Below are 12,374 nucleotides of genomic sequence, written 5' to 3'. Positions count from 1 at the left end.
GGTCCTTGGCCTTTCAGCTCTCGCGCCGGGCCGCCGCGGCCCGCAGTTCGTCCCGCAGCACCCGCGTCGCCCATCCCTCGCGCAGCGCCCGCCGCACCAGGTCCGCCTGGGAGGGCGGGGCCATGCCGTCGACCGGCGGGTCGCTGTCGAGGTTGGTCGGGAAGGGGTAGCCCTCGGCGCTCGCGGCGACGACGTGCTCCAGCCAGTCCTGCGAGGCCCCCTCGGTCTGGCGCCTGCGCAGCACCGGGTAGACCGCGTTGGTGACCGCCTCCCGGTCCACCGACTCCATGGCCCGTCCGAAGGCCGAGGACACCTGGAGCAGGTTGGCCATCCGGCGGACGTCCACGCTCCGGTTGGTGCCGGCCCCGTGGAGGACCGCCGGGTTGAAGAACGCGGCGTCGCCCTTGGCCAGCGGCAGCTGTACGTGCCGGGCCTTGAAGTACTCCTGGAACTCCGGCCGCCGCCAGGCCAGATAGCCGGGTTCGTAGGTCTGGGAGTAGGGCAGGTACAGCGTCGGTCCGGACTCCACCGGCATGTCGCAGTGGGCGACCGCGCCCTGGAGGGTGAGCACGGGGGAGAGGCGGTGCACATGGGCCGGATAGGCCTCGGCCTGTTCGTCGGAGAGGAACCCGAGGTGGTAGTCGCGGTGCGCGGCCTGTGCCACCCCGCCCGGGTTGACGACGTTGACCTGCGAGGTGACCTGGTAGCCGGGGCCCAGCCAGGCCCGGGAGACCAGTGCGAGCACGTCGTTGGCGTAGTAGTCGGCGAACACCTCCGGGTCGTAGAGCGCCGCCTTCTCCAGTGCGTTCCACACCCGTTCGTTGGCCCCCGGCTTCGCGAAGTGGTCGCCGGCCGGCGCGCCCGACTCCTTCTGCTCCGAGATCAGCGCCTCGAACACCGCCGTGGCGCGGTCGACGACCGTCGGGTCGGGGAACGCGCCCCTGAAGACGACGACACCGGGACCGTCGGCGAGCGCGCGTACGAGTTCGGTCCGCAGCTCGTGGGAGGTGTCGGCGGCGCGCAGCCGCTCGCTGTCGTAGACGAGGACGTTGTCCTCGACGGCCGAGGCGTGCGGGTAGCGGGCCGGGTCGGTCGTCCGTTCGACCAGCGAGCGGAAGGTGTCGAGGTCGCAGTCCTGCGGGGAGAGCCAGGCGCGGCCCTGTTCGGCGGCGAGGGACATCGGCGTCCTTCTTTCGGTCACGGTCGGGGCCACGGCCTCGGGAGCTGCGGGGCTCTGTCATTCTTGTCAGTACAAACCCCTCGGACAACCAGCAGCGAGCCGTCAAAAACCCCTCAAGGAGTCAGGCCGTGGGCCACCCCTTCCCGATCCGTGAGATCGCACGTCAGGCAGGGCTCAGCGAGGCCACCGTGGACCGGGTGCTGAACGGCAGGGGAGGCGTGCGGGAGAGCACCCAGCGGGAGGTGCGACAGGCGATCGCCGACCTGGACCGGCAGCGCACCCAGGTCCGGCTGGTGGGCCGCACCTTCATGGTCGACATCGTGATGCAGGCGCCCGAACGGTTCACCACGGCGGTGCGCGGGGCGCTCGAGGCCGAGCTGCCCTCGCTGCACCCGGCGGTGGTGCGGTCCCGGTTCCACTTCCGGGAGACCGGGCCGGTGGCGGAGCTGGTGGCGACGCTCGACCGCACGGCCCGCCGGGGTTCGCAGGGCGTGATCCTCAAGGCGCCGGACGTGCCCGAGGTCACCGCCGCCGTGGGGCGCCTCAGGTCGGCGGGGATCCCCGTGGTCACCCTGGTCACCGATCTGCCCGCCAGCGGGCGGCTCGCCTACGTGGGCAGCGACAACCGGGCGGCGGGCGCCACCGCCGCCTATCTGACGGGCCAGTGGCTCGGCGACCGGCCCGGCAATGTCCTGACCAGCCTCAGCAGCGGCTTCTTCCGCAACGAGGAGGAGCGCGAGATGGGCTTCCGCAGCGTCATGCGGGCCACCCACCCCGAGCGCACGGTGGTGGAGATCGCCGAGGGGCAGGGGCTGGACGCCACCCAGTACGACCTGGTGCGCGCCGCACTCGAACGCGACCCGGAGATCCGGGCCGTCTACTCCATCGGCGGCGGCAACAACGCGACCCTGCGCGCCTTCGCCGACCTGGGCCGCGAGTGCGCCGTGTTCATCGCCCACGACCTCGACCACGACAACACCCGCCTGCTGCGCGAGCACCGCCTGTCCGCCGTCCTCCACCACGACCTGCGGCACGACATGCGCGAGGCCTGCCACCTGGTGATGCGCGCCCAGGGCGCGCTGCCCCCGGCGGGCCCGAGCCTGCCGTCGGCGATCCAGGTGGTCACGCCCCACAACATGCCGGCCTCCGTACCCCGCTGAGCGCGGTCACCGGCCGGGCGCGGTCACAGGTTGATCGCGTAGGCCTTGCGCAGCGTCTCGTGCACCGTCCACGTCGTACGGTCGCCCGCGCGGAGCACCGCCATGTCGCCCGGGCCCACCGTGAGCGTGGGCCCGCCCTCGACCTCGATGGTCGCCGAACCGCTGACCACCACGAACATCTCGTCCGCCTCGGTGTCGGTGACCACACCCGGGGTGATCTGCCAGATCCCGCGGACCTGCCGGCCGTCGGGCGACTCCCAGACCACCTTCCCGGTGACCTCGGGCGTGCCGGAGACGATCTGCGCCGGGTCCAGCGGCTCGGGTTCGAGTACGGCGTCGGGGATGTGCAGGGTGAAGCTGTGCGTCGTCATGCGGCGACCCTAACGACATCGCCGGAGCCCTGGACGTGGACAGGGTGTGGGGCATCGGGCCAGGTGGGAGGACACTTCGTCGGGCCGTCCCCACTGGCGGGCGGGGCGCGCCGGGGTGATCGTGGAGGGCATGGCCGACTCCACGGCGGTGGTGGCGCCGCACGCGCACGACACCCGCGAGGCTGTGCTGTTCGGCGGGGTCTACGGCGCCGTACTGGCCTCCTCGATGGTCGCGGCGCTCACCCAGTACGGGCACACGTCCGCCGCGAGCCGCCGCTACGACGCCCTGTGGCTGCTGGTCACCGCCGGCGCCTCCGCGCTGGCCCACGGTTACGCCCACTACATCGCCGAGCGTGCCCCGCACCGGCGCTGGGACGGGCTGCGCGCGCTGGCGCTGGAATGGCCGCTGGTCACGGCCGTGCTGCCGACGGTCCTCCTGCTCGCGGGAGCGGGCTGGGGCTGGTGGCCGCCCAAGGGCGTCGAGTACCCGGCGTTCCTCCTGAACATGGTGATCCTGTTCGGCCTGGGGCTCGTCACGGCCCGCCGGTCGGCGCGGAGCTGGCCCGCGGCCGTACTCATCGGTGTCCTCGACGCACTCCTCGGGGTGATCGTGGTGGTGGCCAACGCGCTCATCAAGTAGATCCGGTTCCTCGGACGGTGGACGGGCTACGATCACCCAGGGTCACTGTTCCTCCGGGCAAGGAGCCGGCATGACAACCGAGGACGCCGTCACCGTCGAGGCGGTCGAGAGCCTGCGGGACACCGCCGACCCCCGCCTGCGCGAGCTGCTCGGCGCGCTCATCCGTCATCTGCACGCCTACGCGCGGGAGACCCGGCTGACCCGGAGCGAGTGGGAGGCGGCGGTCGCGTTCCTCACCGAGACCGGGCGGACCTGCACGGACACCCGGCAGGAGTTCGTCATGCTCTCCGACGTGCTGGGCCTGTCCACGCTGATGGAGACGGTCCACGGACACCGCGGGCCCGGCGCCACCGAGTCCACGGTGCTCGGCCCGTTCCACATGACCGAGTCCCCGGTCCGTGAACTGGGGGCCGACATCGACCTGGTCGGCACCGGTGAACCCTGTGTGATCAGCGGCGCGGTCCGCTCCACCGACGGCACCCCGCTGCCGGGCGCGGTCCTGGACGTCTGGCAGGCCGACCCGCACGGCCACTACGACGTGCAGCAGCCCGGGCACCAGCCGCCCGGCAACGGCCGGGGACTGTTCACGGCGGACGGCGAGGGCCGCTTCCGGTTCCGGACCTGTGTACCGAGCGCGTACCCGATCCCGACCGACGGTCCGGTGGGCGCGCTCCTCAAGGCCACCGGACGGCATCCCTACCGCCCCGCCCACATCCACTTCATCGTCTCGGCCGAGGGGCACGCCCCGGTCACCACGCACATCTTCGTGGCCGGCGGCGAACACCTGGACTCGGACGCGGTGTTCGCGGTGAGGGAGAGCCTGGTCAAGGACTTCGCGGCGACCGACGACCCGGCCCTGGCCGAGGAGTTGGGCATGCCGAACCCGTTCCGGCACGCCCGGTTCGACGTCGTACTGGAGCGTGCGTGAATCCCGCGGAGCGGCCGGCCGGCGAGCGGTGCGTCGGCGCCCCGCGTCATCGGCGGGGTGCGCCTCGGCGAGGTCTCTTCCCGCGCCTCTAGAGCGGTGTCCGCTCCCGCGTCCGGACCCCGTCCAGGGCGATGCCCATCACCCGGTCGCGCTGGGCCTGGTCCTCGAAGGCCGTCGCGGTGATGCCCGAGACCATCCGCAGCAGGTCGCCGATCTCCATGTCCGTGCGCACCACGCCCGCCTTCTGGGCCCGCTCCAGCAGCGGACCGCCGGCCGCGTACATCGAGTCCCGGCAGGCGGAGAAGATCTCGGACTCGTCGTTGAGGGCCTCGCGCACCGCCCGCTTGGTGACCATGTAGCCGGTGAACCTGTCCAGCCAGGACGTCAGGGCCTGCCACGGTTCCAGCTCGGACAGCTCCACGGCCGCCCGGCACAGGGAGTTGACCTCGTCGGCGTAGACGCTCTCGAAGAGGTCGCGGCGAGAGGGGAAGTTGCGGTACAGCGTGCCGATGCCGACCCCGGCCCGGCGGGCGACGTCCTCGAGGGAGGCCTCCGCGCCGTTCTCGGCGAACGCCTCGCGGGCGGCCGCGATCAGCGCGTCGTAGTTGCGGGCCGCGTCTTTGCGGTGCGGTCTGCGGGACGCGACGATCTCACTGACGGGGAAGGTGTCGGCCGTCACTGCTGCCTCCCGGGAGACGTGGGTGAACCGGAGGGATTCCTCGACTTCGGTTGAAGCGGAGGCTTGCCTCCAGTACAGTGGAGGGGTACCTCCACTTTAGCAGTGCGAGAAGGGCCCGCCATGGCCGGACGCGGCCTGCGCCCACGCTCTTCCGTACCTGCCCAGACAGCTCCTTGCCGCACCCTCCCGTTGTTTCCCTCCCTCCCTCCGTGTCCGATGTTCGGAGAGGCTCCTTCATGCCCCGGAAGTCCACCCGCCTCACCTTCGCGGTCCTCGCGACCGGTGCCGGCGTGTTCTCCATGCTGCAGTCGCTGGTCGCGCCGGCCCTGCCGACCGTCCAGCACGCCCTGCACACCTCGCAGTCCAACGCGACCTGGGTGATGACGGCCTACCTGCTGTCCGCCTCGGTCTTCACCCCGATACTCGGCCGGGTCGGCGACCTGACCGGCAAGAAGCGCACCCTCGTCGCCGTCCTGCTGACCGTCCTCGCCGGCTGTCTGATCGCCGCCCTCGCGCCGAACATCGGCGTCCTGATCATCGCCCGGGTCGTCCAGGGCGTCGGCGGAGCCCTGTTCCCGCTCTCGTTCGGCATCATCCGCGACGAGTTCGCCCCCGCCGAGGTCAGCGGCAGCATCAGCAACCTGTCCGCGGTGATCGCGGCGGGCGGCGGCGTCGGCATCGTGGCCGCCGGCCCCATCGTCTCCGCGCTGGACTACCGCTGGCTGTTCTGGATCCCGGTCGGCGTGGTCGCCGTGACCGTCCTCATCGCCGCCCGCTACGTCCCCGAGTCGCCCAAGAGGGCCGAGGGCAGCGTCAGTTGGCTCGGTGCCGGACTGCTCTCCGCCTGGCTGGTGGCGCTGCTGCTGCCGCTGAGCCAGGCCGGGCAGTGGGGTTGGGGCTCGGCCAGGGTCCTCGGCCTGTTCGGCGTCGCCGTCGTACTGTTCGCGGCCTGGCTGCTCAGCGAGGCCCGCTCCCGCACCCCGCTGATCGACCTGCGCGTCATGCGACTGCCCGTCGTCTGGACCACCAACGCCGCAGCCCTGCTGTTCGGCGCGGGCATGTACGCGCTCTGGTCCTTCCTGCCCGGCTTCGTCCAGACGCCGTCCGCCGCCGGGTACGGCTTCGGCGCCAGCGTCACCGCCTCCGGGCTGCTGATGCTCCCGATGCTGCTCGCGATGTTCGGCTCGGGCATCCTCAGCGGCCGGCTGGAGCCCAGGGTGGGCGCGAAGGCGCTCCTCACCGCGGGTGCCGCCTTCGGTGCCCTCGCGCTCGGTCTGCTCGCCCTGTGGCACACCGCGCAGTGGCAGATCGCCGTCGTCTCCGGCCTGTTCGGCCTCGGCATCGGTCTGGCCTTCGCCTCGATGGCCAACCTCGTCGTCGGCAGCGTGCCGCCGGAGCAGACCGGCGCCGCGACCGGCATGAACGCCAACATCCGTACCATCGGCGGCTCCATCGGCGCCGCGCTCACCAGCGTCCTGGTCACCGGCCGGCTCCAGCCCTCCGGGCTGCCCTACGCCTCCGGCTACACCCACGCCTGGACCCTGCTCGCCCTGTTCTGCCTCGCCGCCGCCGGGGCCGCGCTCCTGGTCCCGGTCCGCCGCGACCGGTACGTCGTCGCACCGGTCACGGAGCGGGCGGCAGCAGCACCGGTACGCGTACGGTAGGGTTGACCTGCGTGATCACGCGGTAACCACCGCGTGACTCCGCGGCGGGACGTGGCGCAGCTTGGTAGCGCACTTGACTGGGGGTCAAGGGGTCGCAGGTTCAAATCCTGTCGTCCCGACTTTTCGAAGTCGTGGATCAGGGCCGGTTTCGGGTGCACCCGAGACCGGCCCTTGGTCATTTCCCGCCCCGCGGCGGCGACGGAAGGTTCCGGGTCCGCGCGTCCGGTGCCGGGGCGTCCGCCGTCACCGCTGGTCACCGGCTGTCGCGCACCGTCGGCGGCGGCGCGGCGTCCCCCCTGAGGCCCGCGCGCGGTGGCTACGGCCGCACCGCGCAGCTCTCGCCGACCGCCGCACCGCGTCGCCCTCGCCGACCGGCGTCCCGGGAAGCCGCCCGCCTCGTCGATCTTCCGTGCGCACCGCTCCGGCGGGCCGGTCCCCACGGCGCGGGGCGGGTCCAGATGTGGGCCGCCTGGATATGGGGCGACCATGGAGAGGACAGCACGCCCGTCGACGCCGCACGAGTGAGGGCGTCGGGCGGGAGGGGAAGGTGAGGGATGGACACGACGGACTCCTCCCGAGCGACCGAGGGCCGTCCGGCGGCCGGTGCCGCCGCACCGTCCGGTTCCGCCGCACCGGCACCGTCCGGCTCCGCCGCACCGCCCGGCGGTCTGCTGGACCTGCTGGGCGTCGCCGCGGTGGTGCTGAACGCGGAGGGCCAGGTGGTCCTGTGGAGCCCCATGGCCGAGGAACTGTTCGGGCACAGCGCGGCGGAGGCGCTGGGGCAGTACGCGGCCCGGCTGATCGTCCACGAGGAGCACCGGGACGAACTCGTCAAGCTGTTCACACAGGTCATGGAGTCCGGGCAGAACTGGGCCGGGGTCTTCCCGGTCCGGCACAAGGACGGCAGCACCCGGCAGGTGGAGTTCCGCAACATGCGGCTCCTGGACGAACTCGGCGGCCACTACGCGCTGGGCCTCGCCGCCGACCGGGACACCGTCGAGCGGGTCGAGCTGGATACCGCCCTGGCCATGCGGCTGGTCTCCCAGTCGCCGGTGGGACTGGCCATCCTCGACTCGGACCTGCGGTACCGGGCGGTCAATCCCGCCCTGGAACGCATCACGGGCCAGTCCGCCGCCGAGCGTCTGGGCCGGTCCGCCGGTGAGATCCTCACCTACCTCGACACGGGGCCCGAGGCGCGGCTGCGCCGGGTCCTGGAGACCGGCGAGTCGGTCGTGGACCGGGACATCGTCTGCCGGCCCCCCGGCGACCCGGACCACGACCACGCCTGGTCCGTCTCCTACTACCGGCTGGAGGACTCCGGCGGCCGGGTACTGGGCCTGGCCTACTCCGTCATCGACGTCACCGAGCGGCACCGGGCGGCCGCCGAGGCGGCCCAGGCCCGGCAACGACTGGCACTGATCGCCCGGGCCTCCGCCTCCGTCGGCACCACCCTCGACCTGGAGACGACGGCGTGCGAGCTGGCCGACGTCGTCGTCCCGGACCTCGCCGACGTGGCCGCCGTGGACGTGCTCGAGCGGGCGCTCTACGGCCGCAGCGTGCCGCAGGAGGGCCAGTTGTGCTTCCGGACCCTCGCCGTCAGCTCGGCCCACGACGGTGAGGCGGTACGCGCCGCCCACCCGCCCGGCGGCCTCGTCGCCTACGACGGCGACCGGCTGGTCACCCGGTGCGTGCGCTCCGGCCAACCGGTCCTGCTGCCCCGCACCACCCGCCGGGACCTGGAGCTCATCACCCGCCACGAAGCGGCCGCCGCCCTCCTGGAGGACGCCGGCGTCCACTCCTACCTGGTCGTACCGCTGCCTGCCCGGGGCGAGGTCCTCGGTGTCCTGGCCCTCGCCCGCACCCGGAACGCCGCGCCCTTCGACGACGACGACGTGTTCCTCGCCTCCGAGCTGGCCGCCCGGGCCGCGGTCTGCATCGACAACGCCCGCGGTTACCAGGCCCAGCGCCATGCCGCCCTCACCCTGCAGCGCAGTCTGCTCCCGCAGCTCCCGACCCACCTGCCCGGTCTGGAGGTGGCCTGCCGCTACCAGCCCGCCGGCGCCACCAGCGAGATCGGCGGCGACTGGTACGACGCCATTCCGCTGGAGGGCGACAAGACCGCGCTGGTCGTCGGCGACGTCATGGGCAGCGGCATCAACGCCGCCGCCACCATGGGCCAACTCCGCAGCGCCGCACGTGCCTTCGCCGAGCTCGACCTCGCCCCGGACGAGGCGCTGTACCACCTCGACCACTTCCTCGACGGGTGTGAGCAGGCCATCACCACCTGCCTCTACTGCGTCTGCGACCCGCAGCGGGGCGAGTGCCGGATGTGCCTGGCCGGGCACCTGCCCCCGGCCCTGCTGCGGGCGGGCCTGCCGGCCCGGCTGCTCGACCTGCCGGCCGGTGTGCCGCTGGGCGTCGGCGGGGTGCCCTTCGAGGCCGCCACCATCGACTTCCGCCCCGGCGACGAACTGGTCCTCTACACCGACGGACTGGTGGAGACCCGGAGCGAATCCATCGACGCCCGCCTGGACACCCTGCTCGACGCCCTCACCGCGACCCGCGGCAGCGGTCTGGAAGAGACCTGCGCACGCATCCTGGAGACGCTGCGGCCGCCCGGCGGCGAGGACGACGTCGCCCTGCTCATCGCCCGGGCCCGCCCCCTGCTCCCGACGCCGACGCCGACGCCGACGCCTTCGGCCCGGCCGACGTGACACGGCCGCCGGCGCGCGTCGCCGCGGGTGCCGCGGCCCCTCGTCCGTCCGCGCGGACGCTCTCCCGGGCGGCACGGGCCGTGGCCGTTCCGCACCGGCGGCCGTCCTGCCGTAGGTTCGGCGCCATGAGCGAAGACTCCCAGCGCCTGGTGACGATCGAGCGCACCGCCACCGGCCGTTTCACCGCCACCAACCCGCGCGGCGGCACGATCGACTTCTCCACCGGGGACGGAACCGGATTCACGCCGGTGGAACTGCTGCTGGCCGCGATCGGCGGCTGCACGGCGGCCGACGTCGACGTGGCCACCGCCCGGCACGCCGAACCGAGCGCCTTCACCGTCACGGTCAGCGGTCGGAAGGCCGCCGACGAGGGCGGGAACCGGCTCACCGACCTCTCGGTCACCTTCTCCGTCTCCTTCCCGGACGGTCCGTCGGGCGACCGGGCCCGCACCATCCTGCCCCGGGCGGTGGCCGTCTCGCACGACCGGCTGTGCACCGTCAGCCGCACCGTCGAGGCCGGCACCCCCGTCGCGGTCACGGTCGACGGCGTCTGACCTGCACCGGGGCGGCGGGTCTTCGAGCCAGGGGTGGCGAACCGGGGCCCGGGGCACCGTGCTTAGGTGAGCGGGTGAACGGATTCCCTCTCCCCGGCCGGACCGCACGATGAGCACCACCGACGCGTTCCCGCTCGGCGCCTCGACCACGCTCGCCGAACTCGCCCGCGATCCGCACCCGCACCTGGCACGACTGCGTGCCGCCGAACCGGTCTCCTGGCTGCCCGAGTTGAACGGCTGGCTGGTCACCCGCCGCGACCTCGCGGTGGACGTGATGCGGGACTCCGCCGGCTTCACCGTCGACGACCCGCGCTTCTCCACCGCGCAGGTCGTCGGCCCCAGCATGCTCTCCCTGGACGGTGCCGAGCACGCCCGGCACCGCGAGCCCTTCGCCGCGCCCTTCCGGCCCCGCGAGGTGCACGACGGCTTCGCCGCCTTCATCGAGGGGGAGACCGACCGCCTGATCACCGCGCTGGAACCGGGCGGCGGCGCCGAACTGCGCCGCACCTTCGCCGGACCGCTCGCCGTCGCCGTGGTCACCGAGGCGCTCGGACTGGCCGGGGCGACCACGGACACGGTGCTCGCCTGGTACGACACGATCGTACGGGCCGTCTCGGACATCACCGAAGGCCTGACCGCGGCCCCGGAGGGCGCCGCCGCCTACGCGGAGCTGCGGGCCGCCGTCGAGGCCACGATCGCCGACCGGCACACGTCCTCGCTGCTCCTCTCCGCCGCCGGACGGCTGACGCCGCCCGAAGTCGCCTCCAACGCGGCCGTCATGATGTTCGGCGGCATCGAGACCACCGAGGCGATGATCACCAACGCGCTGCTCCACCTCCTCGGCGACCCCGGCCAACTCGCCCTGGTCCGGGCCGATCCGGCCCTGCTGGACGGTGCCGTCGAGGAGTCCCTGCGCCTGGAGCCCGGAGCGGCCGTGGTCGACCGCTACGCCACCCGGGACGTCGTGCTCGGGCCGGCCGCCGTCCGCCGCGGCGACCTGGTCAGCGTCTCGCTGACCGGCGCCAACCGCGACCCGGCGGTCTTCCCCGACCCGGACCGGTTCGACGTCCGCAGGAGCAACGCCCGCCTCCAACTGGGCTTCGCCCACGGCCCGCACCACTGCATCGCGGCCCACCTCGCCCGCCTGGAGACCCGGATCGCCCTCCGCCGGCTGCTCGACCGCCTGCCCGCGCTCCGCCTCGACCCGGACCGACCCGCCGCGCCGCACGGCCTGGTCTTCCGCAAGCCGCCCAGCCTGCACGTGCGCTGGTGACACTCCCGCCCGAGCCGCGCGCGACCCCGCCCCGGACTCCCTAGTACACCGCCTCCAGAATCCCGAGGACCTGCTCCTCGGTCGGCTGCCGGGGTGCGTTCCTGGTGACCGCGTCCGCCACGGCGCCCGCGGCGATGGGGCGCAGCAGGTCCGGGACGACGCCGAGGTCGCGCAGGGGTCGCTTCACGCCCAGGGCACCGGAGATCTCGCGGACGGCGTCGACCGCGGCGCGGGCCCAGTCGCCGTCGGCCGGCGGGGCCAGGCGCAGCGCGCGGGCCGTCTGCTCGTAGGCGTCGCCGGCCGCCGGGGCGCCGAACTCCAGGACCTCCTCCAGGACGGCGGCGAGCGCGACCCCGTGCGGGGTGCCGGTGTGGGCGGTCAGCGCGTGCCCGATGCCGTGCACCAGGCCCAGCCCGGAGACGGTCAGCGCCTGGCCGGCCAGATGGGCGCCGAGCATCAGCTGGGCCCGTGCCTCCAGGTCCGAGCCGTCGGCGTGGGCGCGGGGCAGCCAGCGGCCCACCATGGCCACCGCCTGTGTCGCGTACGCCACCGAGACCGGGTTGGCGCCCCGGGAGGCAAGCGACTCGATGCCGTGCACCAGGGCGTCGATGCCGGTGGCGGCGGTGATCCCGGCCGGCAGGCCGAGCGTCAGCTCCGGGTCGAGCAGCGCGATCCGCGGCTTGACCGAGGGGTGGCCGATGTACACCTTGCGCCGGGCGCCGGTGTCCTCGATGACACCGAAGCCGTTGGTCTCGGCGCCGGTGCCCGAGGTGGTCGGGATCGCGATCAGCGGCAGACCGTCCAGGGCCTCCCACAGCGCGTCCGCGTCGGCCGCCGCCGCGTCCGCGTTGCCGACCAGGAGCGAGATGCCCTTGGCCGCGTCCAGGACCGAGCCGCCGCCGAGGGCGACGACCACCGCGGGGCCGAACTCCCGTGCCCTGGCGGCGCCTTCGTCGACGTTCGCGGTGGAGGGGTTGGCGCCGACACCGTCGTACACCCCGTGCTCGACGCCCGCCGCGTCCAGCACATTGACCACCTGGCCGACGATCCCGGCGGCCCGCAGCCCGCGGTCGGTGACCACGAACGCACGGCCCGTGCCGAGGGAGGCGATGAGGTCCGGGAGGTGCGCGAGACGGCCGGGGCCGAACTCGATGCGGCAGGTGGGGTCGACGGACAGCTGACCGGTGCGGGACTCGCCCATGGCGTACGGC

General features: G+C 73.5%; 11 protein-coding genes and 1 tRNA gene. 8 read left to right on the top strand and 4 right to left on the bottom strand.

Annotated elements, in window-relative coordinates; genetic code table 11:
* Positions 1-13 precede the first annotated feature (13 nt).
* On the bottom strand, positions 14-1,180 hold the full coding sequence (locus ACFY3I_RS00875) for a phytanoyl-CoA dioxygenase family protein (RefSeq protein WP_390858753.1): 1,167 nt from the start codon (positions 1,178-1,180) through the stop codon (positions 14-16).
* 128 nt (positions 1,181-1,308) lie between these two features.
* Here ACFY3I_RS00875 and ACFY3I_RS00870 point away from each other — a divergent pair, with 128 nt between their 5' ends.
* Positions 1,309-2,340 carry a LacI family DNA-binding transcriptional regulator gene (locus ACFY3I_RS00870; protein ID WP_365291381.1) on the top strand — a complete coding sequence of 344 codons (1,032 nt, stop codon included), beginning with the start codon at positions 1,309-1,311 and terminating at the stop codon, positions 2,338-2,340.
* A 23-nt stretch (positions 2,341-2,363) separates the two neighbouring features.
* Here ACFY3I_RS00870 and ACFY3I_RS00865 read toward each other — a convergent pair whose 3' ends face one another.
* Positions 2,364-2,711 (bottom strand): cupin domain-containing protein, encoded by a 348-nt coding sequence (locus ACFY3I_RS00865; protein ID WP_390858752.1) that lies wholly within the window; start codon positions 2,709-2,711, stop codon positions 2,364-2,366.
* Between the two features lie 130 nt (positions 2,712-2,841).
* On the opposite strand from ACFY3I_RS00865, the gene ACFY3I_RS00860 reads away from it, so the two are divergent.
* Together ACFY3I_RS00860 and ACFY3I_RS00855 are read left to right on the top strand one after the other, a co-directional pair.
* On the top strand, positions 2,842-3,351 hold the full coding sequence (locus tag ACFY3I_RS00860; RefSeq protein WP_390858751.1) for a hypothetical protein: 510 nt from the start codon (positions 2,842-2,844) through the stop codon (positions 3,349-3,351).
* A gap of 70 nt (positions 3,352-3,421) precedes the next feature.
* Complete coding sequence (locus ACFY3I_RS00855; RefSeq protein WP_390858750.1) at positions 3,422-4,279, top strand: dioxygenase; 858 nt, start codon at positions 3,422-3,424, stop codon at positions 4,277-4,279.
* A gap of 88 nt (positions 4,280-4,367) precedes the next feature.
* On the opposite strand, the gene ACFY3I_RS00850 is transcribed toward ACFY3I_RS00855, so the two are convergent.
* On the bottom strand, positions 4,368-4,958 hold the full coding sequence (locus ACFY3I_RS00850) for a TetR/AcrR family transcriptional regulator (RefSeq protein WP_390858749.1): 591 nt from the start codon (positions 4,956-4,958) through the stop codon (positions 4,368-4,370).
* Between the two features lie 236 nt (positions 4,959-5,194).
* Here ACFY3I_RS00850 and ACFY3I_RS00845 point away from each other — a divergent pair, with 236 nt between their 5' ends.
* The 5 genes from ACFY3I_RS00845 to ACFY3I_RS00825 all read left to right on the top strand — a co-directional run bounded on the left by ACFY3I_RS00845 (position 5,195) and on the right by ACFY3I_RS00825 (position 11,163).
* Positions 5,195-6,622, top strand: coding sequence for an MFS transporter (locus ACFY3I_RS00845; RefSeq protein WP_390858748.1), 1,428 nt, complete (start codon positions 5,195-5,197; stop codon positions 6,620-6,622).
* Between the two features lie 45 nt (positions 6,623-6,667).
* Positions 6,668-6,741, top strand: a tRNA-Pro gene (locus tag ACFY3I_RS00840).
* 435 nt (positions 6,742-7,176) lie between these two features.
* Positions 7,177-9,336, top strand: a complete 2,160-nt coding sequence (locus tag ACFY3I_RS00835) for a SpoIIE family protein phosphatase (protein ID WP_390858747.1) — start codon at positions 7,177-7,179, stop codon at positions 9,334-9,336.
* Positions 9,337-9,461: 125 nt separating this feature from the next.
* A complete protein-coding gene (locus tag ACFY3I_RS00830; RefSeq protein WP_365291368.1) occupies positions 9,462-9,890 on the top strand; it encodes an OsmC family protein in 429 nt (142 codons plus the stop codon).
* A 109-nt stretch (positions 9,891-9,999) separates the two neighbouring features.
* Positions 10,000-11,163, top strand: a complete 1,164-nt coding sequence (locus ACFY3I_RS00825; protein WP_390858746.1) for a cytochrome P450 — start codon at positions 10,000-10,002, stop codon at positions 11,161-11,163.
* A gap of 40 nt (positions 11,164-11,203) precedes the next feature.
* Here ACFY3I_RS00825 and ACFY3I_RS00820 read toward each other — a convergent pair whose 3' ends face one another.
* The gene (locus tag ACFY3I_RS00820) at positions 11,204-12,364 is read right to left on the bottom strand and encodes an iron-containing alcohol dehydrogenase family protein (protein WP_390858745.1); all 1,161 of its coding nucleotides are present in this window, start codon (positions 12,362-12,364) and stop codon (positions 11,204-11,206) included.
* Positions 12,365-12,374 lie beyond the last annotated feature (10 nt).

Source organism: Streptomyces sp. NPDC001068 (assembly GCF_042897315.1).
Taxonomy (GTDB): Bacteria; Actinomycetota; Actinomycetes; order Streptomycetales; family Streptomycetaceae; genus Streptomyces.
Note: the sequence above shows the minus strand (reverse complement) of the source record. Positions and strands in the feature narration are given on the sequence as shown.

Excerpts from the sequence above, each read along its gene's own strand:
- ACFY3I_RS00875 (WP_390858753.1), bottom strand. The coding sequence starts at position 1,180 with ATGTCCCTCGCCGCCGAACAGGGCCGCGCCTGGCTCTCCCCGCAGGAC.
- ACFY3I_RS00865 (WP_390858752.1), bottom strand. The coding sequence starts at position 2,711 with ATGACGACGCACAGCTTCACCCTGCACATCCCCGACGCCGTACTCGAA.
- ACFY3I_RS00860 (WP_390858751.1), top strand. The coding sequence starts at position 2,842 with ATGGCCGACTCCACGGCGGTGGTGGCGCCGCACGCGCACGACACCCGC.
- ACFY3I_RS00855 (WP_390858750.1), top strand. The coding sequence starts at position 3,422 with ATGACAACCGAGGACGCCGTCACCGTCGAGGCGGTCGAGAGCCTGCGG.
- ACFY3I_RS00845 (WP_390858748.1), top strand. The coding sequence starts at position 5,195 with ATGCCCCGGAAGTCCACCCGCCTCACCTTCGCGGTCCTCGCGACCGGT.
- ACFY3I_RS00835 (WP_390858747.1), top strand. The coding sequence starts at position 7,177 with ATGGACACGACGGACTCCTCCCGAGCGACCGAGGGCCGTCCGGCGGCC.
- ACFY3I_RS00830 (WP_365291368.1), top strand. The coding sequence starts at position 9,462 with ATGAGCGAAGACTCCCAGCGCCTGGTGACGATCGAGCGCACCGCCACC.
- ACFY3I_RS00825 (WP_390858746.1), top strand. The coding sequence starts at position 10,000 with ATGAGCACCACCGACGCGTTCCCGCTCGGCGCCTCGACCACGCTCGCC.
- ACFY3I_RS00820 (WP_390858745.1), bottom strand. The coding sequence starts at position 12,364 with ATGGGCGAGTCCCGCACCGGTCAGCTGTCCGTCGACCCCACCTGCCGC.